The sequence below is a fragment of the Saccharothrix variisporea genome, assembly GCF_003634995.1.
In the GTDB taxonomy this organism is placed as follows: Bacteria; Actinomycetota; Actinomycetes; order Mycobacteriales; family Pseudonocardiaceae; genus Actinosynnema; species Actinosynnema variisporeum.
This window is the reverse complement of record NZ_RBXR01000001.1, coordinates 693,250-711,890: the sequence shown is the minus strand read 5'-3', so window position 1 is coordinate 711,890 and position 18,641 is coordinate 693,250. Positions and strand designations below refer to the sequence as shown.

The following is an 18,641-nucleotide window of genomic DNA, read 5'->3' as shown; positions in this document are numbered from 1 at the left end:
GGTTACCGTCGTTCGATCAATCCTGGGGAAGAGGGGTGTGGGATGGCGACTCTGGCGTCGGTGCGCGACGGCCTGGTGGCGTGGGTCGCACGGCGTTCGATCACGCGGTGGGTCATGGGGAGGATCGGTTCGCGCGCGTTGTCGCTGCTCCCGGACCGGGCGCTGGTGCCGTTGAAGCGCGACGGGGTGGTGCCCGTGCCCGAGTTGGAGCGGATGCGCCAGTCCGGCCCGGTCCACCGCCTCCCGGTGCCGTTCGGCGTCCGGGTGTGGTTGGTCACGGGTCAGGACGAGGCCAAGAAAGTGCTTTCCGACACAGACGCGTTCAGCAACGACTACGCGCGGCTGGGTGCGGCGGTGGGGCGGATCGAGCAGACGCCCGGCGGTCTCGGGTTCGCCGACCCGCCGGACCACACGCGGCTGCGCAAGCTGCTCACGCCCGAGTTCACGATGCGGCGGCTGGCGCGGCTGGTGCCGCGCATCGACGAGATCGTGACCGAGCGGCTGGACGCGATGGAGGCGGCCGGGGGGCCGGTGGACCTCGTGCAGGAGTTCGCGCTGCCGATCCCGTCGCTGACGATCTGCGAGCTGCTGGGCGTGCCCTACGAGGACCGGGCGCGGTTCCAGGAGCTGGCGGCGGCGCGGTTCGACCTGTTCGGAGGTGCGACGCAGGCGCTCGGGGCGATCTCCGAGTCGCTCAAGTACATGGAGCAGATCGTCCGGCGCGAGCGGAAGAACCCGGGCGACGGGCTGATCGGCATGATCATCCGCGAGCACGGCGACGAGGTCAGCGACGAGGAGCTGGCCGGGCTCGCCGACGGCGTGCTCACCGGCGGCTTCGACACCACCGCGAGCATGCTGGCGCTCGGTGCGATCGTGCTGATGAGCGACCCGGAGGCGCGGGCGCGGATGCGCGACGACGACGCGGCGGTGGGTCCGGTGGTGGAGGAGCTGCTACGGCACCTGACCGTGGTGCAGGTGGCGTTCCCCCGGTTCGCCAAGCACGACATGGTGATCGCGGACACGCCGATCCAGGAAGGTGACGTCGTGGTGGTGTCGCTCAGCGCCGCCAACCGCGAGGGTCTGGAGAAGCTGGACTTCGACTCGGCGCGCAAGGTGTCGCAGCACCTGGCGTTCGGCTACGGCGCGCACCGCTGCGTGGGCGCGGAGCTGGCGCGGATGGAGCTGCGGGCCGCGTATCCGGCGCTGCTGCGACGGTTCCCGAACCTGCGGATGGCCGAGGAGCGTCCGGCGTTCCGGACGGCGTCGATCGTGCACGGGGTGGAAGCCCTGTGGGTCCACACGCGATAGTGAAGTAGCGCTTAAAGCGGCTCAAGAAGCCTTCACTTTTCCTGATGGGTTCCATCGGGCAGCGTGAGGGGCATGACGAGTCGAGCGGTGGTGCGGACGGGTGCTCTGGCCCTGTTGTGGGGGTCGTGCTTCCTGTGGATCGAACTGGCCCTCACCGGCCTGGCGCCCGTCCAGCTCACCGTGATCCGCTGCGCCCTGGGCGCGGCGGTGCTGCTGGTGCTGGCCCGGGTGAGCGGTCAGCGGCTGCCGCGCGACCCGCGCACGTGGGGCCACCTCGCCGTGGCCGCGCTGTTCTGCAACGCGGTGCCGTTCGCGCTGTTCGCGATCGGGCAGCAGAGCGTGGACTCGGGCGTGGCGGGCGTGATCAACGCGACGACCCCGCTGTGGTCGCTGGTGATCGGGTTCGCGCTGGGCCTGGACCGCGACCTACGGCCGGTGCGGCTGGGCGGGCTGGCCCTGGGCTTCGCCGGGGTGGTGCTGATCTTCGCGCCCTGGCAGCAGAACGGCCTGATGAGCCTGGGTGCGCTGGCGTTGCTCGGTGCCGCCGCCAGCTACGCGATCGCCTTCCTCTACATGGGCCGCCACCTGGTCGGCAAGGGCGGTCCGATGGCGATCTCCGCGGCTCAGCTGACCGCGGCGACGGCGTGGAGCGCTCTCGCCCTGCCGACGTCGGGGCCGGCCCACCTGAACGTGACCGCCGTGGTGGCGGTGGTGGTGCTGGGCGTCTTCGGCACCGGGGCCACCTTCGTCCTGAACTACCGGATCATCGAGGACGAAGGTCCGACCGCCGCCGCGACGGTCGGCTACCTGCTGCCGGTGGTGTCCGTGGCGCTGGGCGCGATCGTGCTCGGCGAGCCGCTGACGGTCCGGATCGTCGTGGGCATGGCGGTCGTGCTCGCCGGGGTCGCCATGACCCGGCTGGCGGTGTCGAAGCGGCCACAAGAGGTGTCCGGTTCACACCGGTCGACTGTGATGTCCACCCAGGGTGAGCGAGGTGGCGGCTATTCAGTGGATGGCCGTTGACCTGCGCTGAGACGCTGATCAGGCTCCTTGAGTTGAACCCCGGACGAGTGAAAGTCCGCTCCGCCAACCCTGCGGCTGAGCGCACCCGTCCACGGGTGACCCGAGGAGCCGATCAGTGCGCCCTGCCTTCAGAACACTCGCCGTCCTCGCCTCCGCCGCGACCGTCGCCTCCGCCGCGACCGTCGCCGCGGCCGCCACCGGCGTCGCCGCCGCCGAGCCCCACCAGGCCCGGATCGTCACCGCCGAGGCCTCCGCCACGGCCCAGCCGATCAAGGACAGCTACATCGTCACGCTCGACCGCTCCACGCGTGGTCCCGGTGTCGCGGCGGCGGCCGGCGTGACACCGACCCACGTGTACGACTCCGCGTTCACCGGGTTCGCCGCCAAGCTCACCCCGGCGCAGTTGCGCAAGCTCAGCCGCGACCCGTCCGTGCAGCTGATCGAGCAGGACATGCTCGTCACCGACGTGCTCGACACCACCCAGACCAACCCGCCGTCCTGGGGCATCGACCGCATCGACCAGCGCAACCTCCCGCTGTCCAACAGCTACACCTACACCGCCACCGGCAGCGGCGTGCACGCCTACATCATCGACACCGGCATCACGCCCAGCCACCCGGACTTCGGCGGCCGGGCGACGTTCGACTACAACGCCATCGACACCAACAACACCGACTGCAACGGCCACGGCACCCACGTGTCCGGCACGGTCGGCTCGGCCACCTACGGCGTGGCCAAGGGCGTCCGGCTGCACGGCGTGAAGATGATGAACTGCTCCGGCAGCACCACCACCTCCGCGGCCATCGCGGCGGTGAACTGGGTGACCGCGAACGCCGTGAAGCCGGCCGTGGCCAACACGTCGTGGAACTACCCGGCCAACGCCAGCCTGGAGACCGCGATCCGCAACATGATCTCCTCCGGCGTCTTCCTCGCCACCTCCGCGGGCAACACCGGCACCAACTCCTGCGACCGCCTGCCGCGCAAGGTGGAGACGGCGTCGGTGGTGGCGTCCTCGGAGCGCACCGACGCCCGGTCGTCGTTCTCCAGCACGGGCGCGTGCGTGGACCTGTACGCCCCCGGCGGCTCGATCATCTCCACGCTGAACACCGGCGGCAGCGGCGCGAAGAGCGGCACGTCGATGGCCACGCCGCACGTCACGGGCGTCGCCGCGCTCTACAAGTCCCGTTACGGTGACGCGTCCTCGGCGACCGTGCACAACTGGCTCAACGCCAACGCCACGCCGAACGTGATCAGCGGCGGCGGCACCGGCGGCACCGTCAACCGCCTGCTCTACACGACCGGCCTGTGACCGCCGCCCGCTCGTGATCGTCGCTGGCTTGTGATCGTCCCCGGCGCGCGGGGGGACCAGCCCTCACCCCGCGCGCCGGGGAACCCTACTGCGGCAACACCTTCGCCAAGTGCTCGGCGAGCACCGCGACGTGCGGCAGGTCCACCATCGACAGGTGGTCACCGGGCACCGGCACCACCTCCAGTTCCCCGCAAGCGTCCGCCCAGCCGAGGTCGTCGTCCTCCTGGCGGCGCAGGTAGCGGGGGTCCAACACCGTCGTCAACGTCTCCCGCTCGACGGCCCGGTAGAACACCACCCGCCCCGGGAAGTACCGCGGCTCGAACCGCTCCGCCGCACGCGCGTCCAGGTACGACGTCCTCTGGTGCCGCAACGCGCCTTCGCTGATCCCCACTCCGGCTCGGACCATCGCCCGCAACACGGCATCGACCTGCTCGACGTCATCCATCCCGGCCAGTTCCGCCCACGGCAGCTCCACCGCGGCCCCGTACGTCTCCCGCACATGCGCCACAAACCGCTCGAACCGATGCCGCACCAACTCCGCACCGGACACGTCGGGCGCAGGCAACGGCCGCACGGTGTCGATCATCACCACCAGTTCGACCTGATCCCCGGCGTCGAGCAGCTGACAGGCAACTTCGTGCGCCAGACACCCGCCGAACGACCACCCACCCAAGACGTACGGCCCTTCCGGCTGCACGGACCGCACCAACTCCACGTACCGCCGCGCCTTGCCGGGGATGTCCGCCACGGAGTCCAGCCGCTCGTACCCGTAGGCGGGCCGGTCGTCCAGCAGCTCCAGCAGTGGCCGGTACACCGTCGTAGGCCCACCCGCAGGGTGAAACAGGTGCAACGGCACCCCCGCTCCACCCTCCCGAAGGTTGGTGATCGGCCCGTCGCTCCCTGCAAACGCCTCCCGCACCCGCTCGGCCAGCCGCTCAACCGTGGGCTCACCGTCGAACACCCCGGCACCCACCTCCCCAAGCCGCTCCCGCATCAGCCCAAGCAACGCCTCCCGCACCCCACCCGGCACAACGCCATGCACGCCAACCGACACCCCAACCCGCCCACACAACCCCACCAACCACCGCTCCACCGGATCCCGCGGCCCCACCCCTCCGCCGCCAGCCCCCTCCGGCCCCACCACTCCGCCGCTCGACCCCTGCGGCCCTGCCGCTCCGCCGTCCGACCCCCGCCGCTCCACAACTCCGCCGCCCGACCCCCGGTTTTGTCGGTCCCCCGTGGGAGAATGGTGTCGGGGGCCGGAGGCCACGCCCTCGCCCTCGCCCTCGCCCTCGCGCCTGCCCTCGCCGCCGCCGCCCCCGCCCTCGCGCGTGCCCCCGCCCTCGCCGGCCCACCCGCGCACGTCGTCCAGGCTGGCCCCTTTGAGCAGGAGCGGAACCGGCAGGCTCACCCCCACCTCGTGCTCCACCGCGTTGCGCAGCCGCATCGCCATCAGCGAGTCCAACCCGAGCGAGGTCAGCGGCACGGTCGGGTCCACGTCGGCGTGCCCCAGCACCCGCGCCACTACCGCCGCCAACCGCCCCTCGGCCGACCCGGCCGCCACCGACCGCCCGTCCACCGACCCGCCCGCCGCCAGGAACCCGGAGAAGAACGGCCGCCGCCCCAGCTCCGGGAACAGCTCCACCACCCCACCCCGGTCGAACCGCAGCACCCCGGTCGCCCGCCGCCCCGACGCCAGCACCGCCTCCAGCGCCCGCACCCCCTCCGCCGGCGACAACGGCCGCAGCAACGGGTTCCGCACGTCCTTAGCCCGCCCGACCCCGCTCCACGCCCCGTACTGCACGCTCGCCGCCCGCACACCCTCGGCCCTCAGCCGTGCGGTGAACGCGTCCAGCCAGGCGTTGGCCGTGGCGTACGCGGCCTGCCCCGGCGACCCGACGAGCCCCGCCGCCGACGAGAACACCACCCACCAAGGCCGGTGGTCCCGGGTCGCCTCGGCCAGCCGCAACGCCCCCTCCACCTTCGGCCGCAACACCGCCGCCACACCACCGGGTGTCAACCGGTCGAGCGGTTCGTCCACCAGCACACCCGCCGCATGCACCACACCCCGCAACCGCTCCCCACCGCGCACCGCCGCCTCGACGGCCCGCCGCGCGGTGTCCGGCTCGGCGATGTCCCCGGCCACCACGACCACCTCGACACCGCCGCCCAGCACCTCCGCACCGCCGCCCAGCACCTCCGCGCCGCCAGCGACCACCTCGGCACCGCCGCCCAGCACCTTCGCACCGCCGCCCGACAGCTCCGGCACCTCCCGCGCCGACCGCCCGCACAGCACGACCCGGGTCGCACCCCGCTCCACCAGCCATCCGGCGGTCACCCGACCGAGCGCACCGAGACCGCCCGTGATCAGATATGACCCGGGTTCCACCGCGAAGTCCTCAGGCAGGTCCACCGGCCGCAGCCGGGCCACGTACCGCGCACCACCCCGCCACGCCACCTCGTCGTCCGGCTCGTCGGCCGCGAGCTCCCAAGCCAGCACGTCGAGGTCGTCCACGTCCACAATGGACGCCCGCAACCCCGGCCGCTCGAACGCCATCACCCGCACCGCACCGCGCAACGCCGCCTGATCCGGCACCCCCGCCTCCCCGTCGAACGCCACCGCACCCCGCGTGACCACCCACAGCCGCCCCGTCCGGACCTCGGCCAACCGGTGCAGGTCGTCCGCCAACGAACGCGGCACGAAGACCACACCGTCCGCCCCGGCCGGGTCGTCGGTCACCCGGTGGCCGGCACGGACCAACGCAGCCGCGATCTCGTCGTCGTCCACCAGCCACGTCCGAGGCAGGTGCTCACCCTCGGGCAGGTCCGCACGCTCCCACCGGTGCTCCACGGTGAGCCCGGTGAGCTGCTTGGCCCGCACGCCCAGCACCTCCAGCAGGAGGCCACCGTCCGCGTCGAACAGGCGGACGGCACGCCCGGCGGTGGTCGCCTCGGCCGTGTGGGCGCGGCGCGGGTCGCCGTGCAGGCGGATCGCGCCGATGCCCGTGGGCAGTCCCGTGGCGGACGCGGCGGCGGCCAGCGCGTGCAGGCAGCCGTCGAGCAGGGTCGGCGGGAGGTGGAGGTCGCGGTCGGGGCCGTCCGGCGGGCGCATGCGGCAGGTGGCCACACCGTCGTCGGCACGCGCCTCGAGCACGGTGCGGAAGGCGGGGCCGTAATCCATGCCCGCCTCGCCCATCACCTCGTACAGCTCAACGCTCTGTCCACTGTGGACTCTGTCGAACGGCTCAGGGCTCTGTGCCGGAACGAGTGTGGCGGTGGCGTGCCGGACCCACTCGTCGCCGTCCTTGGCGTGGACCTCGACCGCGCGGCCGGTGAGGGTCGTCGTGATCGGGACGTGCTCGGCGAGCGGGAGCAAGCGGTCGAACGCGATGTCCCGGACCTCGTGCGGCCCGTCGAGGACGTCGGCCGCCGCGAGGGCGAGTTCGACGTAACCGGCCGCCGGGAACACCGGGACGCCCTGCACGCGGTGGTCGGCGAGCCACGGGTGGGCGGCCAGGCCGACGTCGGACTGCCAGGCGTGCACGCCGTTGGGGAGTTCGACGTGCACGCCCAGCAGCGGGTGGCCCGCCGACGGGGTCGGGGGCGTGGTCCAGTGCTCGCGGTGCCGCCACGGCGCGGTGGGGACGTCGGTGATGCCGCCGGCGGCCGGGACCGCGCCGTGCAGGTGGAGGGCGAGCAGGTTGTCGTGGACGGTGCGCAGGTCGTCGGTGTCGCGGCGCAGGGTGCCGACCAGGACGGCGTCCGGCGCGGTCTCGGCGATGGCCGGCAGCGCGACCGGGTGCGGTGAGACTTCGAGGAACGTCGTGAGCCCGTCCTCCACCGCCGCCGACACAGCTTGGGCGAAGCGGACGGGTTGCCGCAGGTGGGCCGCCCAGTAAGCCGCGGTGAACGGCGGTCGCTGCCGCGGATCGGCCAACACCGTGCCGTAGAAGGGGATCCCCGGCTCTGCGCCCTCGATCCCGCTCAGCTCGTGGACGAGTTCGGGCAGCACGGGCTCGACGGCGGGGGAGTGGCCGCTGGTCCGCAACGGCAGCAGCTTCGCCGAACCACCCGCCGCTTCGACGCGCGCGACCAGCGCCCGCACCCGGTCCTCGGGGCCGGACACGGTGCACCGCCGGGGCGCGGCGTGGACGGCCACGCACAGCGCCGGGTCGTCCACCTCCTCCGGCGCCAACTCCACCGCCGCCATCGCGCCGTCCCCGTCGATGGTGTCCAGCAGCCGCGCGCGAGTGGTGACGACCCGCGCGGCGTCCGCCAGGCTGAGCGCCCCGCTGACCACCGCCGCCGCGACCTCCCCGGCGGACTGCCCCACCACCGCCGACGCCCGCACCCCGCGCGACTCCCACAGCCGGGCGAGCGCGACCTGGATGCCGAACAGCACGACCTGCCCGTCCCCGAGGCCCTTCGCCAGCCGGTTGATCAACTCGCGCACCGACCGCGGCGCCACCAGCCGATCGACCTCGTCCACGGCGGCGGCGAACACCGGCTCGTGCTCCAGCAGCCGCCGGCCCATCCCGGCCCACCCGGAGCCGTAACCGGAGAAGACGAACACCAAACGATCGTTTCCCCGACGAACGTTTTCGACTTGTAGGTTCTGTCGCAGCTGATCAGCAACCGACCCCGCCTCGGTCGACACCACCGCCGCGAAGGGCTCGTCACCCCGGCGACGGGTGAGGGTGGTGGCGACGGCGGGCAGGTCACGACCGGTGATCCAGTCGGCCAGCCGCGCGGCGTAGCTGCGGACGCGTTCCTCGGTCGCTCCCGGCACGACCAGGACGGACGGTCCGCAGACCGGTGGTGGTGCCGGGTTGGTCGCCTCCTCCAGCACCACGTGCGCGTTGGTCCCGCCGAACCCGAACGACGACACCCCCGCCGTGATCCGGCCGCCGTAACGGGGCCACGGCCGCGCCCGGGTCACCACGGCCAGCCGCGCGAAGTCGATGTGCGGGTTGGGGCCGTCGAAGTGCAAGGTCGGCGGCAACTCGCCGTGGTGCAGGGCGAGCACGGCCTTGACCAGCCCCACCAGGCCCGCCGCGGCCTCGGTGTGCCCGAAGTTCGACTTCGCCGACCCCACCAGCAACGGCCGGTCCGCCGCCCGCCCCGCGCCCAGCACGGCGTCCAGCGCGCCGGCCTCGATGGGGTCGCCGAGCAGGGTGCCGGTGCCGTGCGCCTCCACGTAGTCCACGGCGGCCGGGTCCACGCCGGCCTCGGCGTACACCTCCCGCAACAACGCCGCCTGCGCCGCCGGGTTGGGCGCCATCAGGCCGTTGGACCGCCCGTCGGAGTTCACGGCGCTGGCCCGGATCACCGCGAGCACCCGATCCCCGTCCCGCCGCGCGTCCGACACCCGCTTGAGCACCACCGCCGCGCACCCCTCGGCCCGCGCGATCCCGTCCGCCGACGCGGAGAACGGCTTGCACCGCCCGTCCGCCGCCAACAGCCCGGCCCGCGCGAAGGCCGCCGTGACCGCGCCGCCGAGCAGGACGTTCACCCCGGCGACGACGGCGGCGTCGGTCTCGCCCGACCGCAGGCTGCGCACGGCGTGGTGGACCGCGACCAGCGACGACGAACACGCCGTGTCGACCGCGGCGCTGGGTCCCCGCAGGTCGAGCAGGTAGGACACCCGGTTGGCCGCGACGCTCAACGCGCTCCCGGTCGCCGTCCACGGTTCGACCCGACGCGGGTCGACGGCCTGCGCCGCCCCGTACTCGCCGGTCGAGATGCCGACGAACACCCCGGTCCGGCTGCCGCGCAGCGAGGCGGGCGCGATGCCCGCGTGCTGCAGCGCCTCCCACGAGACTTCGAGCACGAGCCGCTGCTGGGGGTCGATCGCCGCCGCCTCGCGGGGCGAGATGCCGAAGAACTCGGCGTCGAAACCCCTGATGTCGGCCAGGAACCCGCCCCAGCGCGGCACGCCCGGGGGAAGCCCGACCCACCGGTCGGCCGGCACCGGCCCGATCCCGTCGCCGCCGGCGCGGAGGAACCGCCAGAGCTCTTCGGGGTCGGTGACGCCGCCGGGCAGCCGGCAACCGACGCCGACCACGGCGATCGGTTCGGGGGCCGGCCTCCGGCCCCCGTCTCCATCGTCCCACGGGGCACCGACACTCCAGGCGGGCCGCCCGCGCGAGGAATCGGTGGCCCCCGCGCGGAACGTCCCGAAATCCGCCGAACCGCCCCCGCCCGCCGGTCCTGCCTCGCCGCCGCCCGCCGGTCCTGCCGCGCCGCCGCCCGCTGGTCCTGCCGCGCCGCCGCCAGCTGGTCCTGCCGCGCCGCCGCCCGCTGGTCCTGCCGCGCCGCCGCCAGCTGGCCGTGCCTCGCCGCCACCTGCCGGTCCCGCCGCGCCGCCGCCCGCCGGTCCTGCCGCGCCGCCCCCGCCCGCCGGTCCTGCCTCGCCGCCGCCCACCGGTCCCGTGTCGCTCGTCAAACCCGCCCCAGCGGTCGTCAGGTGGCGGGCGAGGCGGGTGATGGTCGGGTGTTGCCACAGCACCGTGGGTGCGACCGGGTGGTGCAGGTGGTCGCCCAAGGTGCCGGCCAGGACGACCGCGTCGCGTGACGACAGGCCCAGCTCGGCGAGCGGTTGGTCGACGTCGACCTCCTCCACCGCCGCACCGGTGACCTCGGCGACCGCGCGCACCAGCCAGCCGCGCAGTTCCGTTTCGGCGGACGCGCTCACGGGACACCTCCAGTGCGGTGTGCGACAAGGCGACAACTTCCCCCGGCGTTTTTCCCCAAAAACGATGAAACACCTCGAATCGGTGTTCCACGCCGAGCGAAGGGAAGGGTGACCTGCTCGCCCCCGATCCAACAATAGGCCGTTCGGGTCACCCGGCCACCCATTCGGGAAAGTGTTGACAGTCCCACCGGGCGCCGCGTAGCTTCTCGAACCCGAACGTGGCGGAAATCACCTCGAAACAGTTTTGTGTGCACCGCACAAAAGCGATTCCCGAAATTATCACTCCCTGCGGAAAGGGTTGGAGCATGACGGTCACCGCGCCGGGTCACGCCACCACCGCCGGCCCGGTCGCCGACGCCGTGCGGCGCTGGGCCTCGCAACGGCCCGACGACACGGCCTTCACCTTCCTCGACCACGACGCCGATCCGGCCGGGCGGCCGGTGCGCATCACGTGGTCCCGGCTGGACCGCCGTGCCCGCGGCCTGGCCGCCCACCTGCGTCGCCGGTGCGCCCCGAAGGACCGGGTGCTGATCCTGCTGCCGCAGGGCATCGACTACGCGGTCGCGTTCGTGGCCTGCCTGTACGCCGACGTCCTGGCCGTCCCGCTGTTCCCGCTCACCGGCGCGGGCCACCGCGACCGGCTCGACGGCATCGTCCGCGACTGCGCGCCCACCGCGGCCATGACCGACACACAGCCGCAGCACACCGGTCTGCACACGATCGTCGTCCAGGACGTCGGACCCGGCGACGAACCACCCACCCCGGGCCACGGCCCCGCCTACCTCCAGTACACCTCCGGCTCCACGCGCACCCCGGCCGGCGTGGTGGTCACCGACCGGAACTTCCAGGTCAACGTCCGCCAAGCCCTCACCGCCTACGGCCTGCGCGACGCACCCGCGTCCCCGGTCAGCTGGCTGCCGCTGTTCCACGACATGGGCCTCGTGCTCGGCCTCGGCGTCGCCCTGCTCACCGGCGTCGAGGCCACCCTGCTGGACCCGCTCGCCTTCCTCTACCGCCCCGCCCGCTGGCTGGAGGCCTTGCACGGCAAGCCCAACGCCATCAGCGCCGCCCCGAACTTCGCCTACGACCTGTGCGTCCGCCGCACCACCGAGGACGACCGCGCCCGCCTGGACCTGTCCGGCGTGGCCGCCCTCATCAACGGCAGCGAACCCGTCCACGCCACGACGATCGCCCGCTTCCAAGCCGCGTTCGGCCCGTGCGGGCTCCGCGAAGACGCCCAACGCCCGAGCTACGGCCTGGCCGAGGCGACCGTGTTCGTCACCGCCGCCACCGGCCCGCCGACCACCACGCCGTTCGACCGCAAGGCCCTGGCCGAGGGGCGCGCGGAGGTCCAGGACGACCCCGACCGCGCGACCACCCTGGTCGCCTGCGGCCAGGCGGTCGAGCAGGAGGTCAAGGTCGTCGCCGACGACGTCGAGTGCCCGGACGGCCGGGTCGGCGAGATCTGGGTGCACGGCGAGAACGTCGCCCCCGGCTACTGGGCCCCGACCACCGGCGTGTTCGGCGCGACCCTGCCCGGCGACCCGCGCCCGTGGCTGCGCACCGGCGACCTGGGCGTCCGGCACGACGGCGAGCTGTACGTGGTCGGCCGGATCAAGGACCTGATCGTCATCGACGGCCGCAACCACTACCCGCAGGACGTCGAAGCAGTCGCCGAGCGCGCCGACCCGGCGATCCGGCGCGGTCACGTGGCGGCCTTCAGCGTCCCCGGCGACACCGGCGAAGCGCTGGTCGTCGTCGCCGAACGCGCTCCGCAGGTCCCGCGGGTCGACGTCGAGCAGGTCCGCCGCCGCGTTCGCGCCGCCGTGTCCGCCCACCACGACGTCCGCGTGCACGACGTGCTGGTGGTCGAACCGGGCTCGGTGCCCCGCACCTCCAGCGGGAAGCTGTCCCGCGCCGCGTGCCGGGACCGCTACCTCGCCGCAGAACTCCCCGTGTCGTAGGAGAACCGATGCACCGAGTCCTCGTCCTCGCGCTGTCCGCCGCCTTCCTCGTCGCCCTCCCCGCTCACGCCGCGAGCACCACCGCCGACGACGGCGCGCGCATCGTCGACCAGACCTGGCTGGACGACCGCACCACCGACATCACCATCGACTCGCCCGCGATCGGCACGCACGTCAAGGCCCGCATCCTGGTGCCGCGCGGCTGGTCGTCCACCGCCGCTCGCAGTTGGCCGGTCGTCTACCTGCTCCAGGGCGTCGGTGACGACTACACCTCCTGGTCCCGTGAGACCGACGTCGAACAGGTCGCCGCCGACAGCGACGTGCTGGTCGTGATGCCCGACGGCGGCCGGTCCGGCTGGTACACCGACTGGTACAACAACGGTCGCGGCGGCACGCCCAAGTGGGAGACCTTCCACACCAGCGAGCTGCTCCAGCTCGTGGAGCGCAACTTCCGCGGCGGCACCCAGCGCGCCGTCGCCGGCCTGAGCGCGGGCGGCACGGGCGCGTTCGGCTACGCCGCCAAGCACCCCGGCATGTTCCGGGCCGCCGCCTCCTACAGCGGGCTGCTGTCCACCCAGTTCCTCGGCGTGCCGCAGTTCGTCTACACGACCGTCCTGCGCGAAGGCCTCGACCCGTACGGGCCGTGGGGCCGCGAGTCGGTCACCCCGCAGGTCTGGGCCGCCCACAACCCCCGCGAACTCGCCCCGAAACTGCGCGGCACCGCCCTGTACCTCAGCTACGGCAACGGTTTCCCGGGCGCGCTGGACACCGGCTGGGCGTTCGACCCGTGGGAGACGATCGTCGGCACCACCGCGCCGGACTTCGTCAACCGCGTCCAGGCGCTGGGCATCCCGATCACCGTCAACGCCTACGGCGGCGGCACGCACTCGTGGAAGTACTGGCAGCGCGAACTGCGGGCGTCCTGGCCCATGCTCATGGCCGCGCTCGGATGACCCGGCCGCTGCCGGTCGTGCTCGTCGCCTGCTTCGCGGGCTTCGTCACGGCGCTGGACAACAGCATCCTGATGGTGGCGCTGCCGACCATCGGCCGTGACCTGGGCCTGACCACCACCGGCCTGCAATGGGTCGTGGTGGCCTACATGCTGGTCTTCGCGAGCCTGATGGTCGCGGCGGGCGCGGTGGGCGACCGGTACGGGGTGCGGCGGGTCCTGCTGGTGGGCCTGCTGGGGTTCGGGATCGCCTCCCTGGGGTGCGGCACGGCCGGGTCCGGCGTGTCGCTGGCGTTGTGGCGGGCGGCGCAGGGCGCGGCGGCGGCTGCGGTCGTGCCCACCGGTCTGGCCGTGCTGCGCACGCACTTGGACGCCGCTCACCGCCGGGTCGGGATCGTGGCGTGGACGGGGGCGTTGGCCGTGGCCCTGGCCGTCGGACCCGCGTTGGGCGGCCTGCTCAGCGAAGCCGCGCACTGGCGGTGGATCTTCCTGGGCAACGTGCCCGGCTGCGTCGCCGCCGCGGTGATCGCGCGGGCATGCCTCTCCCCGGAGAGGCCGCGGCCGACTCCGCTGCCCGTGCGGTCCACGCTCGCGTTGACCGCCGCCGTGTTCGTCGTGACCGCGACCGTCCTGGGTGCGGGACCGCTGCCGGCGATGGTCGCGTTGTCCGGCGCGGTCTGCCTGCTGGTGGTCCACGTCGAACGCACCGCGGCTCACCCGCTGTTCCCGCGCGCGTTGGCAGTCAGGGCTTTTCTCGGTGGCACGGCCGCGCAGGCGTTGTGGGGGCTGGCGGTCAGCGGTGTGCTGTTCGTGCTGCCCCTGCACCTCCAGCCCGACCTCACCCCGCTCGACACGGGTCTGCTCTTCGTTCCCGCCGCCCTGGCCGTGATCGCCGGCGCTCCGGCCGCGCCGCTCCTGGTCGCGCGTGTCGGCCCGTGGCGGACGGCCGCTGTCGGGCTGGCCGCGGTGGGCGCGGGGATGGTGGTGATGGTGTTCGCCGACCTGCCGTTGCTGGTGGCGTGCCTGGTGGTCGTCGGGTTCGGGTCCGCGTTGACCACGCCGCTCACCACGGCCGCGTTGGAGGCGGTCGAGGAGCGGCTTGCGGGCGTGGCGTCGGCGTCGATCACGGCGAGCCGGGAATTGGCGGGCGCGTTGGGTGTCACCCTGATCGGACTGGCCTACACCGGCGGGCTGGTGCCCGCGTTGCTGGTGGCGGCGGGCGTGGTGGCCGTGGCACTCGCGTCGACGCTGGTCGTGGACGCTCCGCGGACCCGTGTGCGGCCATGACCGTCCTGCCCCCGAGACCTACCTCGGCCGACGCCCTGCGCGAGGCCAAACGGACGTTCCTCAAGCGGCAGCGCGTCGACATGGGGCTGCTGGCCGAACGGCTCGACATCAGCCGGGTCACCCTCTACCGGTGGGTCGGCTCGCGCGAACGGCTGCTGGTCGAGGTGACGTGGTCGCTGGCGGAGTTCAACCTGACCGAGCTGGACGCCCCGCCGCGCGACCACGGCGCCGAGCGGGTGGTGCGGCTGGCGGTCGGCTTCCTGGAGGTCGTGATCGGCAACCCCGGCATGGCGTACTGGCTCGCGCACGAGGGGGAGCTGGCGATGCGCCTGCTGACCCGGCACGACCGGGCGTTCCAGCCGCGCCTGATCCGCTGGTTCCGGCGGGTGCTGGAGGAGGAGACGGCGGCCGGGCTGCTGGCGCTGCCGGCGGACCTGGACGAGGTCGCGTACATCATCGTCCGGATCATCGAGTCCTACGCCTACCTCAACCTGATCACCGGCCGCGAACCCGAGGCGGCCCACGCGGAGGCGGTCCTGCGCCTGCTCCTGCGCTGACAGACCGCCCCGGGCCGACTCCCGACGCCTCGCTCCGGCCGGCCTCCGGCCCCCGCTTCCATCGTCCCACGGGGGACCGACGATCCCCCGCGTGACGGCGAGGGAAGCGGTGGGGCGGTGCGGGCCGGTGTCGGTTCGCGCCGGGCGGTCGGTGCGGGCCGGTGTCAGTGGGGGACAGGTCAGTGGGGGCAGGTGTCGCGGTACTCCGAGATCGTCGCGTCCGGGATCGGGGCCGGGCACAGGAACTGGTCGTAGCGGGTGTCGTCGTCCACGAAGCGCTTCAGCCACGCGATCGAGTACTTCGCGATCGTCGTGTTCGGGAAGTTCACCACGAAGTGGTCGGCGTTGCGGATCTCCAGGTAGGCCTTGTCCAGGGTCGCGGGCAGGCTGGTGTAGAACGGCTCGGAGTGCTGGCCGACCGGGGCGATGAAGTCGCTCTGCGCGCCCACGACCAGCGTGGGCACCTGGTTGCCGGAGAAGTTCGTGTTCAGGTCCCAGCCCGCCAGCGGGATCGCGGCTTGCAACGTCGGCCGGTCCTTGGCGGCTTCCAGGGTGCCGCCGCCGCCCATCGAGTGGCCCATGACCGCCAGGCGCGCGGGGTCGATCCGGTCCTTCACCGCGCTGGACGTGGTCAGGTAGTCCAGGGCGGCCAGCAGTTCGTCGCCGCGGGCGTCGGGCAGGTCGAACACGGCGTTGGTGTCGATGGTGATCACCACGAAACCCTGCGAGGCCAGCCTCGGCCCGAACCACGCGATGGTGCCTTGCGTGCCGAGGAACCCGGGCGAGATCGCGACCGCGCCGAACGTGCCCTCGGCGGTGCTGGTCGGGTAGTAGATCGTGCCGCCGCCGAACTTCCCACCGGCCTGCGCGGCGGACACCGCGGCGGTCGCGGTGGCGAACGGGCCCTGCGGTGCTTCCACGCTCTGCTTGGTGGGCGCGGGACCGCGTTCGTAGGGGTTTCCGGCGGCGGTCGCGGGTACCGCCACGCCGACCAGGGCCGCGGCGGTCAACCCGGCCGCGATTTTTCTCATGGAAGATCGCACGTCGTCGTACTTCCTTCTGCGGGAAGGGAAAAAGGGGAGACCGCGCGGTCGGACCGCAGCTTAGCGTGGAAAATCCTGCCGAAGAAAGGGGAATTGTTTGTATTTTTAGGCGAATAGCTTGCGCGGGATTGTTCGTGGAAGCGACAACACGCCGGAGACGGGCGTGCCACCATCGGGGGCATGGGGAGATTCGTGTTGCCGCTGGACGACCCGGCGGCGGACCTGGCCACCGTCGGCGGCAAGGGGGCGTCGCTGGCCCGCCTGGTCCGGGCGGGGCTGCCGGTGCCGGCCGGTTTCCACGTGACCACGGACGCGTTCCGGCTGGCCGGTCGAGCGGGGGAGGTGCCGGAGGAGGTCGCCGAGCAGATCCGGGCCGCGTTGCCGGACGGACCGGTCGCGGTGCGGTCGTCGGCCACCGCCGAGGACCTGCCGGACCTGTCGTTCGCGGGCCAGCACGACACCGTGCTCGGCGTGCGCGGCGAGGACGTGCTGGACGCGGTCCGGAGGTGCTGGGCGTCGCTGTTCACCGAGCGGGCCGTGGAGTACCGCGAGCGCAACGGCGTCACCGACGCGGCGATGGGCGTGGTGGTGCAGGAGATGGTGCCCGCCGACGCCGCCGGCGTGCTGTTCACCGCCAACCCGGTCACGGGCGCGCGGGACGAGACGGTGGTCAACGCCGCGCCCGGCCTGGGGGAGGCGCTGGTGGGCGGCGAGGTCACGCCGGACGAGTACGTCGTGGCCGGGGGAGTGGTGAAGTCCGCGACCGGCACGGTGCTCGACCAGGCCCAAGTGCTGGAGCTGGCCGCGCTGGGGGCGCGCGTCCAGGAGCTGTTCGGGGTGCCGGTGGACGTGGAGTGGGCTGTCCACGGCGGTCGGGTCGCGATCCTCCAGGCGCGGCCCGTCACGGCGCTGGCCGAGGTGTGGAACGACAGCCTGACCGGCGACTTCCTGTGGACGTGCGTGAACCTCGGCGAGGCCGTGCCGAGCGTGATGACGCCCGCCACCTGGTCGTTCGCGCAGGTCCTGGCCCGGCCACCGGTCGGCGGCATCCCGACGACCGGGAACATCGGCGGCCGGTTCTACCTCAACCTGAGCGTGGTCTTCGGGGCGGCGTCGGCGCTGGGCCTGACCGGGCTCGTGCGGCGGCTGGCCGAGCACACCCTCGGCCGCATCCCCGACGACGTCCAGGTCCCGCGCCTCCCGCTGTCCCGCTGGGCCGCGCTGCGCGCCGCGCTCGGCGCCCTCGTCCCGTTCCTGCGGCAGAACCGCGAATACCGGCGGCGCATCGGCGAACTGCTCTCCAACGCACCCGCGCGTGCCGACGACCTGCGCGAACGAATCGCCCGGACATCGTCACCAGCCGAGCTTAGTGCATTGTGGACGTCCGAAGTGGACTCTTTCCTGCGCGACGACATCCGCATCTACGACGCCGGCGCGGGCTCGGTGTTCATGGACGACGCCAAGCTCCGCCGACGCCTGTACGCGCTGGTCGGCGAGGCCGACACCACGGCCCTGATGACCGGTGCCCACGGCACGGCCGGCGACCTGGCCAGCCTCGGCCCGCTGCTCGGCCTGGCCCGCCTGCGACGCGGCGAGATCGACCGCGAGACCTACACCCGGCTGTGGGGACACCGCTGCGCCGACGAGTACGAGGTCTCCGTGCCCCGACCGGCCGAGGACCCGGCGTGGCTGGACCGCCAACTCGCCCTGGCCGGCCCCGACCCGGAAGAACTGCTGCGCAAGCAGGCCGACGCCCGCGACGCGGCCTGGCGACGCCTGACCACCGCCCACCCGCGTCAGGCCGAGCGCATCCGCCGCAAGCTGGACGTGCTGGCGGAAGCCACCCGCGGGCGGGAACGGGCCCGGTCGGAGATGGTGCGTGGTTTCGCGGTGCTGCGGGCGTTCGTCGTCCGCGCGGGCGAGCTGACCGGCGCGGACACCTTCATGCTGTCCTACCAGGAGATCCTGGACGTGCTGGCCGGCGACACCCGCCCGCTCGCGACGATCCCCGCCCGCCGCGCGGCCTACGACCGTTACCGCGCCCTGCCGCCGTACCCGACGCTGATCCGGGGCGCGTTCGACCCCGAGCCGTGGGCGGCCGACCCCGACCGCCGCCCGGACCTCTACGACGCGACCGGCTCCCGCCCCGCCCCGGTCACCGGCTTCCCGGGCGCGACGGGCCCGGCCGGCGTGGTCACCGGGTTCCCCGGCGCGGCGGGCGTGGCCGAGGGCGTGGCCCGGGTGATCGGCTCGGTGGAGGAGGGCGCGGCCCTGGAACCGGGCGAAGTCCTGGTGACCACCGTGACCAACATCGGCTGGACCCCGCTGTTCCCGCGCGCGGCGGCCGTGGTCACCGACGTGGGCGCGCCCCTGTCCCACGCCGCGATCGTGGCCCGGGAACTGGGCATCCCGGCCGTCGTGGGCTGCGGCAACGCCACCACCCGCATCAAGACCGGCGACCGGATCCGCGTGGACGGCGGAAGGGGGACCGTGACACGGTTGTGAGT

General features: G+C 73.3%; 10 protein-coding genes. 8 read left to right on the top strand and 2 right to left on the bottom strand.

Translation table 11 applies throughout. The features are described 5' to 3' along the window. Positions 1-42 precede the first annotated feature (42 nt). The 3 genes from DFJ66_RS03240 to DFJ66_RS03230 all read left to right on the top strand — a co-directional run bounded on the left by DFJ66_RS03240 (position 43) and on the right by DFJ66_RS03230 (position 3,640). A complete protein-coding gene (locus tag DFJ66_RS03240; protein ID WP_121217767.1) occupies positions 43-1,308 on the top strand; it encodes a cytochrome P450 in 1,266 nt (421 codons plus the stop codon). Between the two features lie 72 nt (positions 1,309-1,380). Then, the gene (locus tag DFJ66_RS03235) at positions 1,381-2,331 is read left to right on the top strand and encodes a DMT family transporter (protein WP_121217765.1); all 951 of its coding nucleotides are present in this window, start codon (positions 1,381-1,383) and stop codon (positions 2,329-2,331) included. A 115-nt stretch (positions 2,332-2,446) separates the two neighbouring features. Beyond that, positions 2,447-3,640: a S8 family peptidase gene (locus tag DFJ66_RS03230; protein WP_121217763.1), complete on the top strand. Its 1,194-nt coding sequence runs from the start codon at positions 2,447-2,449 to the stop codon at positions 3,638-3,640. 85 nt (positions 3,641-3,725) lie between these two features. On the opposite strand, the gene DFJ66_RS43295 is transcribed toward DFJ66_RS03230, so the two are convergent. Beyond that, positions 3,726-10,334, bottom strand: a complete 6,609-nt coding sequence (locus DFJ66_RS43295; RefSeq protein ID WP_211350958.1) for a type I polyketide synthase — start codon at positions 10,332-10,334, stop codon at positions 3,726-3,728. Positions 10,335-10,639: 305 nt separating this feature from the next. On the opposite strand from DFJ66_RS43295, the gene DFJ66_RS03190 reads away from it, so the two are divergent. The 4 genes from DFJ66_RS03190 to DFJ66_RS03175 are packed head-to-tail and all read left to right on the top strand — an operon-like array spanning position 10,640 to position 15,091. Continuing rightward, on the top strand, positions 10,640-12,298 hold the full coding sequence (locus tag DFJ66_RS03190; protein ID WP_121217761.1) for a fatty acyl-AMP ligase: 1,659 nt from the start codon (positions 10,640-10,642) through the stop codon (positions 12,296-12,298). Between the two features lie 8 nt (positions 12,299-12,306). Further along, positions 12,307-13,251 carry an alpha/beta hydrolase gene (locus DFJ66_RS03185; RefSeq protein WP_121217759.1) on the top strand — a complete coding sequence of 315 codons (945 nt, stop codon included), beginning with the start codon at positions 12,307-12,309 and terminating at the stop codon, positions 13,249-13,251. Beyond that, positions 13,248-14,534 carry an MFS transporter gene (locus tag DFJ66_RS03180; protein WP_121217757.1) on the top strand — a complete coding sequence of 429 codons (1,287 nt, stop codon included), beginning with the start codon at positions 13,248-13,250 and terminating at the stop codon, positions 14,532-14,534. The genes DFJ66_RS03185 and DFJ66_RS03180 overlap by 4 nt, the downstream gene beginning before the upstream one ends. Further along, entirely contained in the window at positions 14,531-15,091 is a 561-nt protein-coding gene (locus tag DFJ66_RS03175; protein WP_121217755.1) for a QsdR family transcriptional regulator, read from the top strand. The genes DFJ66_RS03180 and DFJ66_RS03175 overlap by 4 nt, the downstream gene beginning before the upstream one ends. A 179-nt stretch (positions 15,092-15,270) precedes the next feature. Here the strand turns inward: DFJ66_RS03175 and DFJ66_RS03170 are convergent, their stop codons facing one another. Next, the gene (locus tag DFJ66_RS03170; protein ID WP_121217753.1) at positions 15,271-16,122 is read right to left on the bottom strand and encodes an alpha/beta hydrolase family protein; all 852 of its coding nucleotides are present in this window, start codon (positions 16,120-16,122) and stop codon (positions 15,271-15,273) included. A 192-nt stretch (positions 16,123-16,314) separates the two neighbouring features. Here DFJ66_RS03170 and DFJ66_RS03165 point away from each other — a divergent pair, with 192 nt between their 5' ends. Then, positions 16,315-18,639 carry a PEP/pyruvate-binding domain-containing protein gene (locus DFJ66_RS03165; protein WP_121217751.1) on the top strand — a complete coding sequence of 775 codons (2,325 nt, stop codon included), beginning with the start codon at positions 16,315-16,317 and terminating at the stop codon, positions 18,637-18,639. The last annotated feature ends 2 nt before the right edge of the window (positions 18,640-18,641 follow it).

Excerpts from the sequence above, each read along its gene's own strand:
- DFJ66_RS03240 (WP_121217767.1), top strand. The coding sequence starts at position 43 with ATGGCGACTCTGGCGTCGGTGCGCGACGGCCTGGTGGCGTGGGTCGCA.
- DFJ66_RS03235 (WP_121217765.1), top strand. The coding sequence starts at position 1,381 with ATGACGAGTCGAGCGGTGGTGCGGACGGGTGCTCTGGCCCTGTTGTGG.
- DFJ66_RS03190 (WP_121217761.1), top strand. The coding sequence starts at position 10,640 with ATGACGGTCACCGCGCCGGGTCACGCCACCACCGCCGGCCCGGTCGCC.
- DFJ66_RS03185 (WP_121217759.1), top strand. The coding sequence starts at position 12,307 with ATGCACCGAGTCCTCGTCCTCGCGCTGTCCGCCGCCTTCCTCGTCGCC.
- DFJ66_RS03180 (WP_121217757.1), top strand. The coding sequence starts at position 13,248 with ATGACCCGGCCGCTGCCGGTCGTGCTCGTCGCCTGCTTCGCGGGCTTC.
- DFJ66_RS03175 (WP_121217755.1), top strand. The coding sequence starts at position 14,531 with ATGACCGTCCTGCCCCCGAGACCTACCTCGGCCGACGCCCTGCGCGAG.
- DFJ66_RS03170 (WP_121217753.1), bottom strand. The coding sequence starts at position 16,122 with ATGAGAAAAATCGCGGCCGGGTTGACCGCCGCGGCCCTGGTCGGCGTG.
- DFJ66_RS03165 (WP_121217751.1), top strand. The coding sequence starts at position 16,315 with ATGGGGAGATTCGTGTTGCCGCTGGACGACCCGGCGGCGGACCTGGCC.